Raw genomic sequence first — 17,391 nt, 5'->3', positions numbered from 1 at the left:
CTGTCATTATAATGTCGTGACTGAGACAGCTATCCCTATCATATTCAATTCCGGCAGGTGTACATTGCAGCAGAACCGCCTCATTATCAGACAACTCGGATTGCGTCCTTACGAACCAACGTGGAAAGACATGCATGCTTTCACTGACGAACGTAACGCCGATACAACTGACGAAATCTGGCTGGTAGAGCACGAACCTGTGTTTACCCAAGGACAGGCGGGAAAAGCTGAACACTTGTTAGCAACGGGGGATATCCCGGTAGTACAGAGTGATCGTGGTGGTCAGGTGACATACCATGGTCCAGGCCAACAGGTGGCTTACTTCCTGATCGATCTGAAACGCAAAAAGCTGGGTGTGCGAGAACTGGTCACTTCGATTGAGAACATTGTGATCGATACGCTCGCCCATTACGGTATTGAATCCCGGGCGCGTCCTGATGCGCCGGGCGTGTATGTAGGTAACGACAAAATTTGCTCGCTGGGTCTTCGTATCCGCCGAGGCTGCTCTTTCCATGGGCTGGCGCTTAACGTCAATATGGACTTGTCACCCTTCCTTCGTATCAACCCTTGCGGTTATGAAGGCATGGCAATGACACAAACCGTCGATTTAGGGGGCCCGGCTTCACTGACCGAGCTATACCCTGTGTTAGTAGAGAAACTGACTTCGCATCTGGGCTATGATCAGGTCGAGTCCCTAACAGAAAGCAATCAACTATGAGCAAACCGATCCAGATGGAACGCGGTGTTAAGTACCGCGACGCAGACAAAATGGCGCTCATCCCGGTCAAGAACATGCCGACCGAACAAAAAGAGATGCTGCGCAAACCTGAGTGGATGAAGATCAAGCTGCCTGCGGACAGCAAGCGTATCCAAGACATCAAGTCTGCGCTTCGCAAAAACAATCTGCACTCGGTGTGCGAAGAGGCGTCTTGCCCTAACTTGGCAGAATGTTTCAACCACGGCACCGCGACCTTCATGATTCTGGGTGCAATTTGTACTCGCCGCTGCCCTTTCTGTGATGTTGCACATGGCCGTCCAAACCAGCCAGATGAAAATGAGCCAGCAAAACTGGCGAAAACCATCAGCGACATGAAGCTAAAATACGTGGTGGTTACCTCGGTAGACCGTGATGACCTGCGTGACGGTGGTGCTAAACACTTCGCCGACTGTACCCGTGAAATCCGCGCGCTGAACCCAGAAATACGCATCGAGACGCTGGTTCCTGACTTCCGTGGCCGTATGGACACTGCGCTTGATCTTTTGAAAGACAACCCGCCAGATGTGTTCAACCACAACTTGGAAACCGCCCCACGCCTTTACCGCAAAGCGCGTCCGGGTGCGAACTACAAATGGTCTCTGGAGCTGCTGAAGAAGTTCGGCGAAATGCATCCAAACGTCCCAACCAAGTCAGGCGTCATGATGGGTCTGGGTGAAACCAAAGAAGAGATCATCGAAGTTCTGAAAGATCTGCGTGCACACGGTGTGACCATGCTGACACTGGGCCAATACTTGGCACCAAGCCGTCACCACCTGCCGGTAGAGCGTTACGTGCCGCCAGAAGAGTTTGATGAGCTGAAAGAGATTGCGTTGGAGCTGGGCTTTACCCACGCAGCCTGTGGTCCGTTCGTGCGTTCTTCTTACCACGCAGACCTGCAAGCGCAGGGCGTGGAAATTAAGTAAGCGCTAACGCAGTTCTAAATAAGGAAACGCCGAGCATTGCTCGGCGTTTTTTGTTTCTGGTCGTTGAAGCTTGTGCCTGTGGTGAATGAATAGGTTAAGTGTCTTGCAGCATAAAATGGGCTTTGGACAATTCCGAGTCGGCGGTTACGCTCTCAAGTGCCTATAGACCGGAAAGCGTTCATTGTATTAGGCTTCTATTCTATGCACACAAAAAAAGCTCGGTAAACCGAGCTTTTTATTGATTCTTACAAAGGACTTAATGTTCAGCTTCGACCTTTTCCACTATGGCTGCTTCATGAGCATTTTTAGTGATTTTATAGCTGCCGCCTTCATGAGTTTCATCAGCGACTTTAAAAGTGCACTCATTAAGACTGGCAATAAGTGTATCAATATTATCAAGATTTAGTGATAGTTCGTTTAAGTTTTTAACTTGCTGCATACGCCAACTCCCCTTGCGCACCCTGAGATACGTCGTACATCATATTAGCATTATCATCATACTTATCTAACAAATCTTTTTGTTCTTCTGGACTAACATACAAAATTTGATTTAGGAAGCTTTCGTAAAGTGATTTAACTGTACTTTCATCGTATTTAGCTTGTGCTAAACCTTTGTTAAATTCATCCAGAAAAGTCTGCTCAGTGTACATTTTAGGTGTCGTTTGAAACTGCACTCCAATTTGTGCTGTGTGAAACCCTAAGCGTACATTATGATGCTGTACATCAATCTCAGCTCTCAAAACAGAAAAAACATACAAAAGAGAAGCACAAGAAAATGCATGACCTGTAAAAACAATGCGTACAGATTTATTATGTGCAATCGCGTGATTGATACTAGCAACGACTAACAAAAAGCTCTCGATCACGCCCCCTTGGTTATTGGTGCACGTAATCTCAATTTCTTTAACATCTTGCTGCATGCAAGTATTACGAATGGCAACAACTTCTGCATTATGATGCGGCTGACCATTTGTAACTTCAGCCTCAAACGTGTTCAAAGTAAGTGTTTTTTTCATTGTAGTGCTTTACTTCTAAGGATGACGCATTTTACGTCACTACACTATACAATACAATCACTTAAAACCCATCCCCTGAATGAATTGCATTTACTAGCCCAACTCCCGACACGGGATACCCTTCATCTCAAAGGCTCTTGAGTTATGTATAAGCTTCTGCTTTTAAAGGAATACTTTGGTATTCCCCAAATTACGAAAGAGAAAATACGACAAGCTGGGGTATTGTTTCGTACCTCTCATTTAACTTTAGAAAACCTATCGAAAACTCTTTAATTTAGATTGATGGAATTTAATTCAGCTAACGCGAAATGGGGCATTTTTGAGTTACGCTGGGGGGAGGCTCAGTTCCCTCTCCTTCAGTCCTTTTTCACACCAATTCCACCCAATACTCGGATTTCCATTTTGGTAAAACACACTTCTTGATTGTTCAATAGTGGCAAACCGGATCCGCGCTTAGAATAAACCCAAATTTAAGTAGGGTCTTTTCCATGAGCAAGCATCTGACAGAACTTCAAGAACGTTTCTACCAAATCATCAACAACCCAACCCTGTCGCCAAAGCAGAAAAACCAATGGCTGGCGTTGGAAGCAGAAGCAAGCCTGCCTTACATGGATATCTCTGACGATATCGAGCAGGCGATGAAAGACGGCGTTATCTGTGACATGTTTGAAGGTCACGCACCGTTCAAACCACGCTACGTACTGCCAGACTACGCAAAGTTCCTGTCTCAAGGTTCTGAGTACCTAGAGCTGTCTCCCGCAGAGAACCTAGATGATGCGCTGAACATGCTGAACATCATCTACCACCACGTACCGTCTGTGACCAACATTCCTGTTTACGTGGGTCAGTTGGATGACGTGCTGATGCCTTACGTGGGCAAGCTGTCAGACGAAGAGATCTACCAAAAAATTAAGCGTTTCTGGATCATGCTGGACCGCACCCTGCCAGATGCATTCATGCACGCAAACATCGGCCCAGCAGACAACATCATCTGTCGCACTATCCTGCGCGTGGATGCTGAGCTGAAGCAAATCGCACCGAACCTGACGTTCATGTACGACCCAGCGGTTACGTCTGACGACCTATTGCGTCAAGCAACCGCAAACATCGTTGAGTGCAGCAAGCCACACATCGCGAACTACCCAATGCACGCTGCCGCATACGGCGACAAGCGTTTCGGTATCGTAAGCTGCTACAACTCGCTGCCACTGGCTGGCGGTTCTAACACCCTGGTACGTATGAACCTGAAGCATGCTGCTGAGAAAGCGGAAAGTGCAGAAGACTTCCTGAACGCAGTGCTGCCAACTTACAGCAAGCTGATGGTTGAACTGATGGACGTTCGCAGCAGCTTCCTGCACGAGTCTTCAAACTACTTCAAACACTTCCTGGCAACAGAAGGTCTGATTGAAGAAGGTCGTTTCGCGCCTATGTTCGGTATTTACGGCATGGCGGAAGCAGTCAACATCCTGATGGAGAAAGACGGTCAGTCACTGAAGTACGGTCACGACATCGCCGCAAACGAACTGGGTCACGCTATCTCTGCAAAACTGGCGGAGCTGGTTGAATCAAGCCCTGTGAAGTATGGCCTGAACGGTAAAGCAGTACTGCACTCACAAGGTGGCATCAGCATCGATAAAGACGTGACCCCAGGTGTTCGTATCCCTTATGGTACTGAACCAGACCCAGTGACTTACGTTCACGCAACCGCAGGTCACCACAAATACTACACCTCAGGTATCAGTGACATTCTGACCATCGACGAGACAGTAAAATCAAACCCAGAAGCCATGTTCAACCTGTGTAAAGGTGCGATCAACATGGGCTACCGTGAGTTCACCGCGAACGTTGCGTCAAACGATCTGGTACGCGTAACGGGTTACATGATCAAACTGTCTGACATCGCGAAATACGACGACGAAGGTTCTCGTAAGAACACCACGTGGCTGGGCGCAGAAGCGGCTTGCAACACGGGTATTCTTGACCGCGCACCACGTGTGGTGAGCTTCGAGACCACGCCTGTTTACAAGTAAGTAAACGTCAGTAGAAAGCACAATCGGAGAATGTCAGTGAAACCGAGTAAGACAAACGCCTTAGTCAGCCGTATCCTGACATTCTCTTGTGTAGATGGACCGGGCAACCGCCTGGTCATCTTTTTGCAGGGCTGCAATTTCGACTGCATTACCTGCCACAATCCGCATACCATTAATCACTGCACCGATTGCGGCGATTGTGTGGCGCCCTGCCCTGCTGATGCGCTGTCATTCAGTGCTGAAGGCAAAGTGGTTTGGGATGCCAAAAAATGTACTCACTGCGATCTTTGCATCGACGTGTGCCCTCACAAATCCAACCCAAAAATTGTCAGCTACAGCTTGGACGACATGCTGGCCTTGGTTCGCCAGCACCACTTTTTCCTGAACGGCATTACCGTGTCAGGCGGTGAAGCCACGCTGCAACTGCCGTTCATCATCGAGCTTTTCAAAGCGGTAAAAGCCGACCCTGCGTTGTCGCACCTGACATGTTTTATCGACAGCAACGGTTCATTGTCGCGTTCAGGTTGGGAGCGCGTTGCCCCTTACCTCGATGGCGCAATGATTGATTTAAAATCCTGGCAATCCGAGACGCATCGCTGGCTGATTGGCCGCGATAAACACCGCGTCATAGACACTATCGACTTGCTGGCTGAGATGGGAAAACTGCACGAAGTGCGTTTGCTTCATATTCCGGGGAAAAGCGACTTGGATACGGAAGTGGATGCCGTCGGCGCGTATCTCAATACATTGCCAGAGTCAGTTCAAATTCGCCTCAATGCCTTTCAACACCATGGCGTGATGGGTCAGGCATTAGAGTGGGAAAAATGCAGCGAAGCGGAAATGGATCGCTTCCACGATTTGCTGTTCGCCCGCATTCATCGGCCGATACTGAAGCCGACCATTTATACCTAACTCTCCACCTTACTTTGATTGGCGATTAGCTCTCGGCAATAAGCTGGCTATGAAGCCAACGACAGGCTGGGTTATTCAGGCTCACCGTATTCCATACCAGACTGTATGCCACCTGCCCATAATCAAACGGCAGAGGTTTCGCCACCAGTCCTTTTGCCTGCAAGGCGGTTTCCGCCCAACGTTTAGAGCAGGTAAACAGATAGTTTGAGTGATGACAGGTAGATGCTGCCGACCCAAAATCCGCCACACGCATGGCTATCTGACGCGCACCATGGTGCTGGGTCAGGGTTTGTTCGAAATACGGCTCTGATAAATCTTTATCTATCACGTTGATATGGCGACAACTCAGGTAGCCATCAATGTCTAACTCCACATCAGCCAACGGATGGTTTGGGTTCATCAAACACACCATTTCGTCTTCCAGAATCGTCTGCCAGACTAGGCTCTTGCTGAGCGTCGGTGGCTGGCTGACATCGTGAGGAAGTACGAGAAAGTCCAGCTTACCACTGAGCAGCGCTTCGAAACTGAATTGCTCCTTAGTGGAAATACTGAGCTGCGCACTGGCACCCAGTTTTTGGGAAATATCACATAGCGTGGGCGCGAAAAGTTCAAACGTACTTTCCCGCATGGCGAGTGACAGACTGCCGCCAAACCTCTCCGGTGCGAATTCACCCTGCTCAAAGATACCGCTGATGTTGGAAAGCACGTTATGGATAGCAGGACCAATGCTGAGCGCGTATTGCGTCGGCATCAGTTGGTTGCCGCGACGGAAAAAGAGTTCGTCATTCAGATCGGATTTAAGCTGCCCCAAAGCCTTACTGACACTTGATGGCGTCACGCAAAGAATCTCTGCCGTTTGTGTCACGCTATGCGTCATCAAGAGCACATGCATTACAGTGAGATTTTTCAGGCTGATGCGGGAAAGCGTGGTGTAATCCATGGCGGTCTTTTTCAATCGTAAAGGTTGGCGAGAGATTACCTTCAAAAAGATTGGCAGAAAAGAAAAAGGCACGCTTTCGCGTGCCTTTCAATATTCATTCGGTGCGCAGGTTAAGCGCGTGGCAGGTAGTCTGCTTTACCGACCCACTTGTAGGTGGTGAGTTCTTCCAAGCCCATAGGACCACGTGCGTGCAGTTTCTGAGTAGATACCGCAACCTCTGCACCCAAACCGAACTGCGCGCCGTCTGTGAAGCGAGTAGACGCATTCACGTATACCGCCGCAGAACCTGCGCCATTGATAAAGGCTTCTGCTGCGGCCAGATCGTTAGTCAGGATCGCATCTGAGTGGCTCGCATTGTGGTCACGCATGTGTTTGAGCGCTGCGTGCACATCGGCGACCACAGCCACGCCCAGCGTGTAGCTCAGCCATTCGGTGTCGAAATCACCTTCTGCCACTTCTTGCAGATATGCAACGCCGCCCAGCAATGGCAGCGACGCTTTATCAGCAACGATTTTCAGCTTGTTGTCATTGAACAGTGGTGTCAGTTTTTGCAGCACCTCAGCGGCAACCGCTTCGTGAACCAGCAAGGTATCCAGCGCATTACACGCAGAAGGACGTTGAACCTTGGAATTAATGATCACATCCAGCGAGCGCTCGAGATCAGCAGTTTTATCTACGAACAAGTGACTGATGCCGAAGCCGCCAATGATCACAGGAATCGTGCTGTTTTCCTTGCACATCTTGTGGAGACCCGCGCCGCCGCGAGGGATGATCATGTCAACATACTCGTCCAGGCGAAGCAGCTCACCCACAAGCTCGCGATCTGGCTTTTCAATATATTGCACAGATGCGGCTGGCAAATCGGCTTTTTCCAGCGCGGTCTGAATCACTTTCACCAGCTCAACGTTTGAGTGGAAGGTTTCACGACCACCACGCAGAATGCTTGCATTGCCGGTTTTCAGACACAAAGAAGCGATATCAATGGTCACGTTCGGGCGCGCTTCATAGATCACACCAATAACGCCAATGGGTTCGCGGCGGCGGCTCAATGTCATGCCGTTTTCCAGCACTTTGCAGTCAATCTCGCTGCCGACGGGATCGGACAGCGAAATCACGTTGCGAACGTCAGCAGCAATGCCTGCTAAACGCGCTTCGTTCAGCAAAAGACGATCCAGCATCGCGTCGGGCAAACCCGCTTCGCGTCCCGCATCGATGTCTTTTGCATTGGCAGCAAGGATAGTTGCTGCATTCGCTTCCAATTCGTCAGCAATGACTGCCAGCGCTTTGTTTTTTTGCGCTGTCGGTGCCGTTGCCAGTGCGTAAGCAGCGTCTTTCGCTGCACGTCCCATTTGTTGAAGACTCATTTCAGCCTCTATTGCTCTTCCTGAATAACCGCGGCTTCTGCCACAGTCTGATTAATCGATAACGACCAAGTCGTCGCAGTGCACTGCGACCGCGCCGTGAGCGTATCCCAGAATATCTTGAATGTCCTGGCTATGTCGACCCGCGATCGCGCTAAGATCTTTGCTTGAATAGCGACAAATACCGCGCGCCAACTGCTTACCTTTCTGGTTACAGATGCGTGCTACTGAACCTCGGTCAAAATGACCCTCTACGCCAGTAATGCCTTTTGATAACAGGCTACTGTGACGCTCAACCACTGCTTTCGCGGCGCCGTCGTCAATAATGATGTTCCCCGCTGGAGGAGGCCCAGCCAGAATCCAGCGTTTGCGGCTTTCCAAAGGTGATTCCAATGGAAGGAAACGCGTACCGGCCTCTTTGCCATCCACCAAATGTTGAATCACTTCAGGACGACTACCTGCTGCGATCGTCACTTCAATACCTGCACGGCGAGCAACGTCTGCTGCCTGCAGTTTGGTTGCCATGCCACCTGTACCTAACCCACTGACACTGCCACCCGCCAGCTTGTGCAGGGTCTCATCAATGGTATGCACTTCTCGGATAAGCTCTGCATCAGGATTGCTGCGTGGATCAGCAGTGAATAAACCCGGTTGGTCAGTCAGCAATAAAAGCTTGTCTGCTTCAGCCAAAATCGCGACCAGCGCTGACAGGTTATCATTGTCACCGACTTTGATTTCTGCCGTTGCAACCGCATCGTTTTCATTCACCACAGGCACAATGTTGTTTGCCAGCAGCGCTTGCAGCATGTCGCGTGCATTGAGGTAACGCTCGCGGTCATCCAAGTCAGCGCGGGTCAGCAGCATTTGACCAATGTTAATGCCATAAATGGCAAACATGCTTTCCCATTCCTGGATAAGGCGGCTTTGACCTACCGCTGCCAGCATTTGCTTGTTAGCAATGGTCGTCGCAAGTTCGGGATAGTTGAGGTGTTCACGACCCGCTGCAATCGCACCAGAGGTGACAACAATGACTCTGTGTCCCTGACGGATAAGCATGGCGCATTGACGCACCAATTCAACAAGGTGCGCGCGGTCGATTTTCTTGGAGCCGCCGGTCAGTACGCTGGTACCGAGTTTGACGACAATGGTCTGGCGATCAGAAGTATCGCCAGCACCAGAATAGACAGATGAAACGTTTTCTTGGCCTGACATGACATTGACAACATAAAAGCGATTAAGCCCTTCTTTTATCAATCCCAGACCAAGATAACAAGTGATTAAAGCAACTCAATCACATAATTCATCAAAAGGAGAGGTTTAGGCTGCAGAACCTAGCTTAGGCTGCTTGAGCGAAGGCTTGGCAGTGATTTCCAATCCCAGTTCACCTTCGATAAATCCAGTTATTTTTGAATAAAACGCATCTAGCGATGCTTTCACTTCGGAAGAGGACTTGTTTGGTACATTCTCCTCTTTCCATTCGCCTTCACTGTCGAACTTACCGAAGGTATAAGCGTATTCAAACCCGCCGTCTTTAGGTGAAATTTCCATCCACCAGCCCCAGAATTCTCTGCATTCTGGCGATTTTTTAGCATTGACGCAGGCGGACAAACAGTCAAAGAAGTAGGTTTCCTCTGAGCATTTATTTTGACGCAGGTAAGGCCCTATCTGAGCGAAACGCGTCAGCAGACGCCCATGAGAAAGCGTTTTGGTTTCATCGGTCATAGCAAGCTCCCATAATACGAGAAAAAGTCCGTTTCAACACGACTGCATATAGGCAAAAAGAGGGGCTGATTAGCGCAAAGCCCCTGTTTTTATTATGTGTATTTTCACCAGCAGCTCATGTCTGTATAACACGCTACGATCAATATATCGTCCCATCGAGCAATGCTTTGAGCATTTAATGAACGCCCCACGCCGTTAAGAAGATCTAGATCACAAGGTATCCTTAAACCATTTCACAGCCTCAGTCATAATTCTGTGATATCCGTCATGGAGTGGCTTATTGGGAAGCGTCTTGGCTTTACCACCGTAGCTGTAAAGCGCGGCCAGTTGATTGTCTGTATCTGGGCAGACAGGGTCTCCCTCAAGACTCATTGCCAGTACCGGCACCTTGGTTTTCCTGCCTGTCAGTAGCCCCTGATTTTTAAGAGACAACGCCTGGAGCTGGGTGAGAAAAGAAGCTGACGCCTGCGATTTTCCCATACGCGAAGCAATAGTATCCAAATACATAGGAGGGATAGCCTTGAGACGCTGCATATCACTTAGCATTGAATGCAGAACACCACCGATGGAGACACACGACTTAATCCGGTTTTGCTCAACAAATGCCATACGAACCGCAGCATTACCACCAAAACGCACACCCATACAGCCAACACGATGATGGTCAACCCAAGGTACTGAAGCGAGCTCACTCAGCATCGCCTGATGCAGTTTGCTGGTATCTTCGCTCAAGGACCAATGGCCGCTACGACCCACTGACGGCATGTCCAACGTCAACATGGCGATATTCGCCGGAGCAAAGTAGGTTTCGAATAAACGCCAAAGGTCTGTTTGTAGCGCATCTAAACCACCACTGATAATGACTGTCGGAAGAGGTTCATCAGTGTGAGGAAGGTACAAAAAGCCTTCCAGAGGCTTGCCATCGACTTTGGTAACAACGTTTTTGATTTTATATGGGGACTTTTCAATGGCTGAATGAAATGCTTTGTTCGCGAGCACTTCAGCCTGCAAAGACAGAGGATCGCCTTTCAAGTGCGGGTAGGCTGCAATACTAAAGTAGGTGCAAGCACGTAGCCAATGCTCAGCCGCTTCCTCTTTGTTTCCTTGCTCTTCACAATCCTGCGCCAGCTTTTGGTGCTTCATTCCACCCTGTGTCCATTCATAAGACCAGTTGCCAGAACGGTAGCCAACAACCGTATCCAGAAGGGTTTCATTGCTTCGATTGTTATCAGAACCCGCAATACGCGCCAGAGTGGCTTCCATATCAATAGGGTCAACACCTTGCCAAATCCACTGAGGACGACGGAGTGTGCGGTACCAGCTATTATCGCTGTCTCCATCTAATGCATTGTGTACATCATTTGGTGATTGATTGACCGACCCAACAATGGTCGATGTTTCTCTGGCGTGCTTATGTTGTTTGAAGAGTTTTACTGAAAGGTTTTCGGATTCGGTTTCGCTCACGGAACCTCTCCTTGATTAAATAACTGAACTGACACCATTGTATACCCAAAAATGCTCAAAACCATGACCTCACCTGAATGATAGGCGCCTAAATTTGGTCATAAAAAAAGCCCCATAGAGGGGCTTTTTCAAGTTCTTTAGCAATTAACGCTTTGAGATTGGCTCAACAAAAGTTACGCCCATGTCCCAAGGTTGCTCAATCCAACAGTCCTGAGGGATGTCTACCACGTAGTCATCTACCAGGTGCTTACCCGCTGGCTTCGCACAAACAGTCACGAATTTCGCTTTCGGGTACATTTCACGAATGACTTCTGCAGTACCGCCAGTATCAACCAGATCGTCCACTACCAGGAAGCCTTCGCCGTCGCCGTCTGCTTTCTTCAGAACACGCATATCACGCTGGTGATCGTGGTCGTAGCTAGAAATGCAAACTGTATCCACATGGCGAATACCCAGCTCACGCGCCAAAATCGCTGAAGGAACCAGACCACCGCGGCTTACCGCGATAATGCCTTTCCATTGATCTGCTGGTAGCAGTTTTTCAGCCAGTTGACGGGTGTACATTTGCATGTTGTCCCAGGTGATAACAAACTTGTTGCTCATTTAGAAAACCTCAGGCGTTAGACGCCAATTTAACTCAGTCAAACGATTGCGGCGTATTGTGTCTTACATAACGAATTTCAGCAAGAACAGGGCAGCAAGAACCCAAATACTGATAGGCACATCACGTCCTTTACCGCTGAACGCTTTGATAGCACAGTAAGAGATAAAGCCCAGACCGATACCGTGAGCAATTGAATAGGTCAGAGGCATCAGAAGACACACAACCACAACAGGTGCCGCTTCAGTCAGGTCACGCCAATTGATGCTTACCAAACCTGACATCATAAGAATAGCAACGTAAAACAGCGCACCAGCTGTCGCATATGCCGGAACCATTCCAGCCAGTGGTGAGAAGAACAGCGCCAGCAGGAACATAATGCCTACCGTCACAGCTGTTAGACCGGTACGGCCACCCGCAGCAACACCTGACACACTTTCAATGTAAGACGTAGTATTCGATGTACCCAGTACCGCACCTACAGTGGTTGCCGTACTGTCAGCCAACAGCGCACGGTTTAGACGCGGCAGTTTGCCATCTTTATCTAAAAGCTCAGCTTTTTGCGCTACACCTACCAAAGTGCCCGCCGTATCAAACAGATCAACAAACAGGAAAGCGAACACGATAGAAATCAGACCCACTTCCATCGCGCCGGCAAAATCGAGCTGCATAAAGGTTGGCGCAATGCTCGGTGGCGCAGACATGATGCCGCCGTATTGAATTTCACCAAACAATACACCCAGTGCCGTCACGATAAGAATCGCGATCATTACCGCGCCTTTAATACCGCGGTTAACCAGGCCAATGGTCAAGAAGAAACCCAATGCAGCCATCGCAGGACCAAATGAAGAAAGGTCGCCCATTGAAACCAGTGTGGCTGGATGGTCAACGACAATGCCTGAGTTTTGCAGTGCAATCAGCGCGAGGAACATACCGATACCCGCTGAGATACCGGTACGCAGCGACAGCGGAATAGAGTGAATAATCCATTCACGCACCTTAAACAGGCTCAACGCGATAAAACACACACCCGACAGGAATACCGCAGCCAGTGCGACCTGCCATGAGTAGCCCATTTGGAAAACAACGGTATAAGTGAAGAAGGCGTTCAGACCCATCCCTGGTGCCTGAGCAACAGGATAGTTCGCAACCAGACCCATAATGAAACAGCCAATCGCCGCCGCCAAACAGGTTGCAACAAAGACTGCGCCACGATCCATGCCTGTTTCAGACAGAATCGCCGGGTTAACGAAAATGATGTAAGCCATTGTCAGGAATGTGGTCAGTCCCGCAATAACCTCGGTTTTGATATCTGTACCTTGCTCTTTCAGTTTAAAAAGACGCTCAAGCATGGCTTTCGGTTCCTTGGAAAGTAAGAATTTGGCAAAAGTTGACGCAAACGTTTTCCACAAACGTTTGCGTGAAAATTTGACGCGAATATTACCCGCCACATCACAAAATTTCCAGCGTGAATAACTGTTTAAAAATCTTGATTGCTGACGAATTAAACGACATTTCGCGTTAGTGACGACTCGCCACTCTGCGCTCATCATGTTAGAGGGAAAAGCTGCTTAATAAATGTACTGATTTGAAATCTGAGAGATATATAAAGAGGTGACTCAACAGAATGAGAGGTGCTCGATATTTCACCAGTAAATAGATAAAAAAAACGCCACTTTAAAAGTGGCGCCAGATAAAAATGGCGTTTCCAAACTGCGGAAACAAAGTATCTGTTAGAGCGGGGTATTACAGTAGAGGGCCTCAGCCCTCGGGGGAACAAGCAAGCTTACTTGCGGTTGTATCCGAATGTCGCCGGATACCGAAAATTCGTGGTGTATACAGAACCGCGGTTCCAGTAGTGACACGCTGAACTACCTTTCATCAGCTTATTACCTCAAAAAAATTCGAAAAGAATGCAGCTTCGTTAAAAGCTCGGTTCCGTGGAGACGAATAAATTTCGGGCTTATCCATAAACAAATGAAAGCGCATGGCCATGTCCCGGGCGAAGAGCCCAATCCAAGGGACGGTGAGATAATAGACGTTTCGTTATTTTATTACAACCTTAAAAGCGATCATGATCACACATTTTTTTAAATTAGCCCTAATTACGTAATTTTATTACATCGCATTTCAAGCGTTATTGAGAAAAATGTTATGACATCCAGCTATTTAGCCTCTGTCGCTTGAATAGCGAACACTTTGCTGAAAAAGTGGACATTCAAATAATAAACAAGACACCGAATGGAATCATTGTGCAGTGCAACCATCGAGTCACATCGACGGGTTAGATGCGCTGGATGTCGGTTGTCTCATATACATAGGAATGTCCGTTTATGCTTGTTGACGCTATCCGTAATATCAAAATTCGCCACCGCGTTTTCATCCTCGTCGCAATAACACTTAGCGCCATGGTTATACCCATCTACCTTTTCGCCAGCCACAACTACCAAACTTTAATGGAATATAAAAAGGACGAAACCAAGGTTCTTGTAGACAGTGGGCACTCGTTGATTCAACACCATTACAATCGCTACAAGAATGGCGAGATGACTGAGCAAGAAGCTAAGCAATCGGCGTTGGATGCCATTGCTGCACTTAGATATGACCAGAACAACTATTTCTGGATCAATGACAGTAAACCCGCCATGGTCCTCCACCCTATCAAACCAAAGTTGAATGGACAGGATCTCAGCCAATTTGAAGACAAGGCAGGCAACCGTCTGTTTGTGGAAATGGCAGCGACAGCAAAACGCTCCGGTGCGGGTTTCGTCGATTATTTTTGGAGTAAACCCGGCTCAGAGATACCAGTTCAAAAAACGTCTTACGTAAAACTTTTCGAACCTTGGGGCTGGATTCTGGGAACAGGCATTTATGTCGACGATGTAAAGACAACGTTTGTTGCCGAGCTTAAGTTCTTAGTCACATGTGTTGTAGTCATTCTCGGAGTCGTTCTGCTTATCAGCGCTGCTATTGGTCAATCCATCGTGGCACCGAGTGCCCAAACTGCCAAGGCTCTGAAAGACATCTCCAGCGGGGATGGAGATCTGTCGCATAGACTCTCATCTTCTGGTCGCGATGAGTTGAGTCAGATAGCTCGTTTCTTTAACCGCTTCATCGATCAAATTCGCGGCATAGTTGGAGAGATCAACCCAGTGTCTGACACACTGGCAAAATCCGCCGACGAAATGGCGCGCCTTTCAGAGAATTCTGAAAAATTAGCAAACCAGCAAAGCGCAGAAATCGACAGCATTTCAGCGGCAGTCAATGAACTGCTTGCCAGCAACCAAGAGATTGCATCTTCTGCTTCCCACGCAGCAGAAGAAGCTCAGTTGGCGGCGAATGAATGTCACCAAGGACAGAAGGTTGTGAACAATATGCATCATCAGATGCAGGGAATGGTTGATAGCCTGCAAAGCGCAGCCAACGAAGCAAACATGCTGGCAGATGACTCCAAAAATGTCGGTCAGGTATTGGACGTGATTCGTTCCATCGCTGAGCAAACCAATCTACTCGCATTGAATGCGGCTATTGAAGCAGCACGAGCTGGCGATCAAGGACGGGGATTTGCAGTGGTCGCCGATGAGGTGAGAACGCTGGCTATTCGCACTCAACAAAGTACGGATGAAATCGAAAATATCATCACCTCTTTACAAAACCGAGCTTCATCCCTTAATACCGAGCTTGGTAAGACCCAGAACCTGTCTGAGGCTACAGCTGAGCACAATCAACTTACCTTACAAGCGCTAACAGCCATTGACGATAAGGTGGGAGACATCACCGGCGTAACACAGTCGATTGCCTCTGCATGTAGCCAAACAGCTGCTGCAACAGAGGAGATAAACGTTAATTTGCACAACCTCGTTAGCAAAGGACGGGAAACCGTTGAGCAAAGCCGTGACCTAACGGAACAGAGTCTTGCTCTGTCAGCAGTCGGCGTTCAGCTGAAAAGTGCCATCGGTCAGTTCAAGATGTAAGCTATCACTCGCCATTCAGAGATATGCTTTTAACAAAGCATACTTTTACGTTACAAATTCTGTTAATTTGACGGCATGCCCCAGTGGCATGCCGTTTTTGCATATGAGAATGGCATGTTATTTGGTTACGGAAGCCGTTTTGGCTTTGTAAAATGCCTTTTTAATTCGAGTTTTCTGGAGAAAGCCTGTGTCAGAAATCAGCCAACTATCGCCACAACCTGTGTGGCAATTTTTCGATAAGATCTGTTCTATCCCTCACCCATCCAAGCATGAAGAGCAACTGGCACAGTACATTGTTGACTGGGCGACCAGTGAAGGCCTTTCTGTCACCCGTGATGATATCGGCAACGTGATCATCAGAAAGCCAGCCACGGCGGGTATGGAAAATCGTAAAGGTGTGGTGCTACAAGCACATATCGACATGGTGCCGCAGAAAAACGAAAACACGAACCATGACTTCACGACAGATCCTATCCGTCCTTACATTGACGGGGAATGGGTTACCGCCGATGGCACCACTTTAGGTGCAGACAACGGTATGGGTATGGCGACATGTCTTGCCGTCCTTGCGTCTAAAGACATTGAACATGGCCCACTGGAAGTTCTGCTGACCATTGATGAAGAAGCGGGTATGACTGGCGCGTTTGGTCTGAAGGCAGGTTGGTTAGAAGGTGAGATCCTCCTGAATACCGACTCTGAGCAAGAAGGCGAAATCTACATGGGTTGTGCAGGTGGCGTGGATGCTTCTTTGGCATTCTCTTTGGAGCGCGAAACCCTGGGCGGCGGTTACGTCGGTAAAAAGCTTCAGATTAAAGGTCTGAAAGGTGGTCACTCCGGTGTTGATATTCACACCGGCCGTGCAAATGCTAACAAGCTGTTGGGCCGCTTTCTCGCAGGTCACGCGAACGAATTGGGCCTTCGCTTGCTTTCAGTTCGGGGCGGTACACTTCGCAATGCCATCCCACGCGAAGCTTTTGCAGATGTTGCAGTCCCAGCTGCCAACGAAGAAAAGCTGGCGAACCTGTTCAGTCATTTTGAATCTCTGCTGAAGGAAGAGCTGGGAGCTGTAGAGACCTCTATCGCACTGTCTGTTCTTGATACCGAGCTCTCCGAGCAAGCTCTGAAGCCTTCAGTACAAAGCCGTATTATCGCCACCATCAATGCCTGTCCAAACGGTGTGATTCGCATGAGCGATGACATTCCGGGTGTGGTTGAAACCTCGCTTAACCTTGGCGTGATTACGACTGAAGACGATAAGATGACCCTACTCTGCCTGATCCGCTCATTGGCAGACAGTGGCCGAAGCTATGTAGAAAGCATGTTGAAGTCTACTGGTGAGTTGGCTGGAGCCAAAGTGGCTTTCTCTGGCGCGTACCCGGGTTGGAAACCAGACCCAGAATCAGAAATCATGCATGTTTTCAGAAAAACCTATGAAGATATCTATGGTCGTGCTCCTGACATCATGGTGATCCACGCGGGTCTTGAGTGTGGCTTGTTTAAGGAACCGTATCCAAACATGGATATGATCTCCTTCGGCCCAACAATCAAGTTCCCGCACTCACCAGATGAGAAGGTGGAAATTGCAACAGTAGGGCTTTTCTGGGAACAAATGTTGGCAATGCTAAAAGCCATTCCTGAAAAAGCATAACCCAAAGAGAAAGAGCGCCAATTGGCGCTCTTTTCAATTCATG

The 17,391-nt window shown here is 48.6% G+C and carries 15 protein-coding genes; 6 read left to right on the top strand and 9 right to left on the bottom strand.

Annotated elements, in window-relative coordinates:
- The first annotated feature begins 64 nt into the window (after positions 1 to 64).
- On the top strand, positions 65 to 718 hold the full coding sequence (gene lipB, locus GCE9029_RS00885; protein ID WP_002542317.1) for a lipoyl(octanoyl) transferase LipB: 654 nt from the start codon (positions 65 to 67) through the stop codon (positions 716 to 718).
- The gene (lipA, locus tag GCE9029_RS00880; protein ID WP_062660644.1) at positions 715 to 1,680 is read left to right on the top strand and encodes a lipoyl synthase; all 966 of its coding nucleotides are present in this window, start codon (positions 715 to 717) and stop codon (positions 1,678 to 1,680) included. The genes lipB and lipA overlap by 4 nt, the downstream gene beginning before the upstream one ends.
- A 256-nt stretch (positions 1,681 to 1,936) precedes the next feature.
- Here lipA and GCE9029_RS00875 read toward each other — a convergent pair whose 3' ends face one another.
- Both GCE9029_RS00875 and GCE9029_RS00870 read right to left on the bottom strand, forming a co-directional pair.
- A complete protein-coding gene (locus tag GCE9029_RS00875) occupies positions 1,937 to 2,119 on the bottom strand; it encodes a hypothetical protein (RefSeq protein ID WP_062660643.1) in 183 nt (60 codons plus the stop codon).
- Positions 2,106 to 2,696, bottom strand: coding sequence for a hypothetical protein (locus GCE9029_RS00870; protein ID WP_062660642.1), 591 nt, complete (start codon positions 2,694 to 2,696; stop codon positions 2,106 to 2,108). The genes GCE9029_RS00875 and GCE9029_RS00870 overlap by 14 nt, the downstream gene beginning before the upstream one ends.
- A 488-nt stretch (positions 2,697 to 3,184) precedes the next feature.
- On the opposite strand from GCE9029_RS00870, the gene GCE9029_RS00865 reads away from it, so the two are divergent.
- Both GCE9029_RS00865 and GCE9029_RS00860 read left to right on the top strand, forming a co-directional pair.
- Complete coding sequence (locus GCE9029_RS00865) at positions 3,185 to 4,726, top strand: YjjI family glycine radical enzyme (protein WP_062660641.1); 1,542 nt, start codon at positions 3,185 to 3,187, stop codon at positions 4,724 to 4,726.
- Positions 4,727 to 4,756: 30 nt separating this feature from the next.
- Positions 4,757 to 5,638, top strand: a complete 882-nt coding sequence (locus tag GCE9029_RS00860; protein WP_062660640.1) for a YjjW family glycine radical enzyme activase — start codon at positions 4,757 to 4,759, stop codon at positions 5,636 to 5,638.
- 25 nt (positions 5,639 to 5,663) lie between these two features.
- On the opposite strand, the gene GCE9029_RS00855 is transcribed toward GCE9029_RS00860, so the two are convergent.
- The 7 genes from GCE9029_RS00855 to GCE9029_RS00825 form a co-directional block, all read right to left on the bottom strand.
- On the bottom strand, positions 5,664 to 6,578 hold the full coding sequence (locus GCE9029_RS00855) for a LysR family transcriptional regulator (protein WP_062663076.1): 915 nt from the start codon (positions 6,576 to 6,578) through the stop codon (positions 5,664 to 5,666).
- A gap of 110 nt (positions 6,579 to 6,688) precedes the next feature.
- Positions 6,689 to 7,942, bottom strand: a complete 1,254-nt coding sequence (locus GCE9029_RS00850; RefSeq protein WP_062660639.1) for a glutamate-5-semialdehyde dehydrogenase — start codon at positions 7,940 to 7,942, stop codon at positions 6,689 to 6,691.
- A 51-nt stretch (positions 7,943 to 7,993) separates the two neighbouring features.
- Positions 7,994 to 9,151 carry a glutamate 5-kinase gene (proB, locus tag GCE9029_RS00845; RefSeq protein ID WP_062660638.1) on the bottom strand — a complete coding sequence of 386 codons (1,158 nt, stop codon included), beginning with the start codon at positions 9,149 to 9,151 and terminating at the stop codon, positions 7,994 to 7,996.
- A gap of 105 nt (positions 9,152 to 9,256) precedes the next feature.
- Positions 9,257 to 9,661, bottom strand: a complete 405-nt coding sequence (crl, locus tag GCE9029_RS00840; RefSeq protein ID WP_062660637.1) for a sigma factor-binding protein Crl — start codon at positions 9,659 to 9,661, stop codon at positions 9,257 to 9,259.
- Positions 9,662 to 9,871: 210 nt separating this feature from the next.
- Entirely contained in the window at positions 9,872 to 11,125 is a 1,254-nt protein-coding gene (gene frsA, locus GCE9029_RS00835; RefSeq protein ID WP_062660636.1) for an esterase FrsA, read from the bottom strand.
- A 144-nt stretch (positions 11,126 to 11,269) separates the two neighbouring features.
- Positions 11,270 to 11,728 carry a xanthine phosphoribosyltransferase gene (gene gpt, locus GCE9029_RS00830; RefSeq protein WP_002542331.1) on the bottom strand — a complete coding sequence of 153 codons (459 nt, stop codon included), beginning with the start codon at positions 11,726 to 11,728 and terminating at the stop codon, positions 11,270 to 11,272.
- Between the two features lie 63 nt (positions 11,729 to 11,791).
- Positions 11,792 to 13,078, bottom strand: coding sequence for an NCS2 family permease (locus GCE9029_RS00825; protein ID WP_002542332.1), 1,287 nt, complete (start codon positions 13,076 to 13,078; stop codon positions 11,792 to 11,794).
- A gap of 981 nt (positions 13,079 to 14,059) precedes the next feature.
- On the opposite strand from GCE9029_RS00825, the gene GCE9029_RS00820 reads away from it, so the two are divergent.
- Positions 14,060 to 15,700, top strand: a complete 1,641-nt coding sequence (locus GCE9029_RS00820) for a methyl-accepting chemotaxis protein (RefSeq protein WP_062660635.1) — start codon at positions 14,060 to 14,062, stop codon at positions 15,698 to 15,700.
- 187 nt (positions 15,701 to 15,887) lie between these two features.
- The gene (locus GCE9029_RS00815; RefSeq protein ID WP_062660634.1) at positions 15,888 to 17,348 is read left to right on the top strand and encodes an aminoacyl-histidine dipeptidase; all 1,461 of its coding nucleotides are present in this window, start codon (positions 15,888 to 15,890) and stop codon (positions 17,346 to 17,348) included.
- The last annotated feature ends 43 nt before the right edge of the window (positions 17,349 to 17,391 follow it).

Origin of the sequence: Grimontia celer (assembly GCF_900055185.1) — a bacterium.
In the GTDB taxonomy this organism is placed as follows: Bacteria; Pseudomonadota; Gammaproteobacteria; order Enterobacterales; family Vibrionaceae; genus Enterovibrio; species Enterovibrio celer.
The sequence above is the reverse complement of the archived record's forward strand: the minus strand, read 5'-3'. Positions and strand labels throughout refer to the sequence as shown.